At 65.7% G+C, this 3317-nt stretch carries 3 protein-coding genes; all 3 read right to left on the bottom strand.

The genetic code is table 11. The annotated features are described in order from the left end of the window. Window positions 1–664: 664 nt before the first annotated feature. The gene (gene msrA / locus ACK6AU_RS31650; protein WP_409303678.1) at window positions 665–1129 is read right to left on the bottom strand and encodes a peptide-methionine (S)-S-oxide reductase MsrA; all 465 of its coding nucleotides are present in this window, start codon (window positions 1127–1129) and stop codon (window positions 665–667) included. Continuing rightward, window positions 1126–2169 carry a glycine betaine ABC transporter substrate-binding protein gene (locus tag ACK6AU_RS31645; protein ID WP_409303676.1) on the bottom strand — a complete coding sequence of 348 codons (1044 nt, stop codon included), beginning with the start codon at window positions 2167–2169 and terminating at the stop codon, window positions 1126–1128. The genes msrA and ACK6AU_RS31645 overlap by 4 nt, the downstream gene beginning before the upstream one ends. A gap of 8 nt (window positions 2170–2177) precedes the next feature. After that, a partial coding sequence (locus tag ACK6AU_RS31640) for an ABC transporter permease (protein ID WP_409303674.1) occupies window positions 2178–3317 on the bottom strand: 1140 nt, incomplete at its 5' end.

Genomic DNA, 3317 nt, shown 5'->3' with positions numbered 1-3317 from the left:
TGTGCGGTGATGCGCAAGATGCTGCATATCGTGTTTGGCGTGCTGAAATCGGGCCATCCTTATGACCCGAAATTGGCGCTTGCCCGGTAACGGGCAAGACGGTATCTACACAAAGTGTGTCAGACGGAAGAGTCATCATATGGCGAAAGGTTGTGCCTGGGCTTCGACCTTGCTCTTGAGCTACCGGCCCGTCCCAAAAACAACACAAAAACATCTACCTGAGGGGCAAAAGCAGCCAGCTGTACCTTGCCTTTGCCTTTGCCTTGGCCTTGGCCTTGGCCTTGGCCTTGGCTTTGGCTTGTGATCTTGATCCACCCGCCCCGTTCCCAGAGGCCGAACGCAGGTCTTGCGCAGGGGGCAACTCGGCAGGGATGCCGAGTTAGCCGCACGGGGCCAGGGATGGCCCCTTGCGGCGGCCCCCGGAGCCAGACCGGAGTGAGGGTATGCCGAGCCTAGGCGAGGCACCGAATGGAGGGGCAAGCGTTTTTTGGTTCCTTTTTTTGGCGTTTGAAAAAAAGGGACTCGCCGTAAGGGCGAAACCATAAGCAGCCGTGACCGCAGCAACGGATATGTATCCCATCCAAAAAATGCAGCGCCAGAGCCGACACCATCGCGGGCAAGTCGGATCGCCGCCCGCTCGCTCCTACAGAGGCGTCCCACCCACTCAGATATGGCAACTGCTCAACCCATTCTTTTCCAGGTAACGCTGGTGCGCTTCATCCGCCAGGTCGAAGCGGCCCAGGGGCACGATCACCGTGGCCACAGGCTTACCCAAACGCCCCGACTCGTGCAGGGCCAACTTGGCCAACTGCGCCTGTTCCGCCTGCACGGTATGGGCATAGAAGATCGCCGAGCGGTACTTCACTCCGCCATGCTCGCCTTGGCGATCCACCGAGGTCGGATCATGCAGGCCCCAGAAGTGTTCGATCAGGCTCGAATACGCCAATATCCGCGGATCGAAATCCACCTGCACCACCTCGATCTGCACCGCCTCGTCGCCCGCCTCCACGGCATAACCCACCCGGGTATCCAGCACTCCCGGCAGTGCGCGGAACGCCGCTTCCGCGCCCCAGAAGCAGCCGGCGCCGAAGGTCGCCTGTTCCAGGCTATTCAGCGGCGCTCCGCTCATTGCGCCACCCCCACCTTCTCGCCGCTGGCGCCCAGCCAGCCGTCGACGATCTGCGGGTGCGCCGCCACCCAGGCCTTGGCCGCCTGCGCCGCCGGTTGCTGCTCTTTCTCGATCTTCAGAATCAGGTCGTTGAGCGCCTGCGGGTCAATGCTGAAGTTCTCCAGGAAGGCGGCGATCCGTGGTGCGCGTTTTTGCAGGGCGGTGGACGCCAGCACATACACCCGGGCATCGGGGTAGGCACAGGTGATCTTGCTCTGGGCCAGCCAGTCGGCGCTCACCGTCGGGCTGATGAATTTCCAGCAGCCGTCGGCCTTGTACAGCGGGTCGCCCTTCTTGTTGTCCTGGGCGTAGCCGTCGAACGCCGGTTCTTCCAGGCGCCGAAGGTCGAAGGCGGAGAAGATCCAGTCCGGGGTGTAGGCGTAGAACACCACGCCGCGCTGGGCCTTGTAGGCGCTGGCGAGCTTGGCGTAGGTCACCGCGGCTTCGGTGGACACCGATTCGAATTTATCGGCGAAACCGAAATCCTTGGCCTTGACCTGGCCGATATAGGTCGACTCCCAGCCCGCCGGGCCCACCAGCAACTGCGCCTTGCCGCCGCCCAGGGGCTCGAAGAGCTTCGCCACCTCGGGTTTCTGCAGGTCGTAGACCGACTTCACCCCGTACTTGTCTTGCAGGTAACCGGGGATATAGAAGCCCTGCACCCCGAGGTACGGCTGCTTGTTCGGCACCAGGGAACGGCTGCCGCCGCTGACGTACTTGGCCCAGGCGGCAGACTGATTGGGCAGCCAGATATCGGTCAGCACGTCCACCGAGCCGTCGCCCTTGGCCGCGGCGGCGAACAGCACCGGTATATCGCCGGCCAGATAAGACACATCGCCGTCGAGGCGGGTCTTGATCACCTCGCCGAGGATGTTCTGGATGGCGATGGCGCCGGTCCAGTTCTGCTCGCCGATGACGATCTTGTCCTTGGCCAGGGCTGGCAGGGCAAGCCCCAGTGCCAGGGTGGCGGCGCCGAGGGTACGGAAAAGGGAATGACTCAAGGAACACCTCACTTGTGCTGGAAGGCGCGATCCCGCTGGCGCAGGGTCGCTTGAATGATGCGGTCGGGAATCAGCGCGCAGAACACGATGGCCGCGCCGGCCAACATGCCCTCGCCGCCCTTGATGTTGCGCAGCGCGGTCATCACGTCGTAGCCCAGGCCGCCGGCGCCGATCAGCGCCGCGACCACCACCATCGACAGGCTCATCACCAGGGTCTGGTTGATCCCCAGCAGCAGCGAGCCGGCAGCCAGGGGCAGCTCGACCTTGGTCAGGATCTGCCACGGCGTGGCGCCATGGGCCAGGGCCGCTTCGACGGCGGTCCGGGGCACTTCCTGGATGCCCAGGGCGGTGAGACGGATCATCGGCGCCAGGGCGAAGATCACCGTGGCGATCACCGCCGGGGTCTTGCCCACCGAGAAGAACGCCACCGCCGGAATCAGGTACACGAAGGTCGGCAGGGTCTGCATCACGTCCAGCAACGGCGTGATCAGGCGCCGGGCCAGGGTGCGCTTGGCCAGGAGGATGCCGGCGGGCACGCCGATCAGCAGCGACAGCAGCACCGAAGAACCCACGAGGGCCAGGGTGGCGATGGTGCGTTCCCAGAAACCGAACAGGCCGATATAGAGCAAGGCCGCCGCGCTGGTCAGGGCCAGGGCCGCGCCGGCCGAGCGCCAGGCCAGCAGCACCGGCCAGGGCAGCCAGCCGAGCAGGCTTTCGGTGCTTTCGATCACCGTGCGTACGGCGACTATCACGCCGACGAAGGTGCTTTCGAAGGTGACCTGGGACCAACCGATCAACTGGTCGATGGCCGCCGCGGTACTCAGCAGGGCCTGGCGGTCGGCGGGAAATTGCAGCCAGGGCCCGCTGGCGTCGACCGCCAGCACGCGCCACAGCACCAGGCCCTGGCACAGCAGCAACACCAGCCACGGCAGGCGCCAGTCGGAGCGCCCCTGGCGGCTCGGACGGCGGGCCAGGGTCACGCTGAGCAGGCGGCTGAGCAGCAGGCCGAGCAGCGCCAGCCCGGCCCAGCCCAGGCCGGCGGGTGCCAGCCACCTGCCCCAGGGGGCGGCCGCCCGGCCCAGCAGCCACGCCCGCCAGAAGGCAAAACCCGGACGCACCGCCGCCGGCGCGACCGGGGCGTGCGCCGC

The organism is Pseudomonas sp. KCJK8993, assembly GCF_046230915.1.
Taxonomy (GTDB): Bacteria; Pseudomonadota; Gammaproteobacteria; order Pseudomonadales; family Pseudomonadaceae; genus Aquipseudomonas; species Aquipseudomonas piscis.
Note: the sequence above shows the minus strand (reverse complement) of the source record. Positions and strands in the feature narration are given on the sequence as shown.

Bases quoted from the DNA above. Each gene is read 5' to 3' on its own strand.
- msrA (WP_409303678.1), bottom strand. From the start codon at position 1,129: ATGAGCGGAGCGCCGCTGAATAGCCTGGAACAGGCGACCTTCGGCGCC.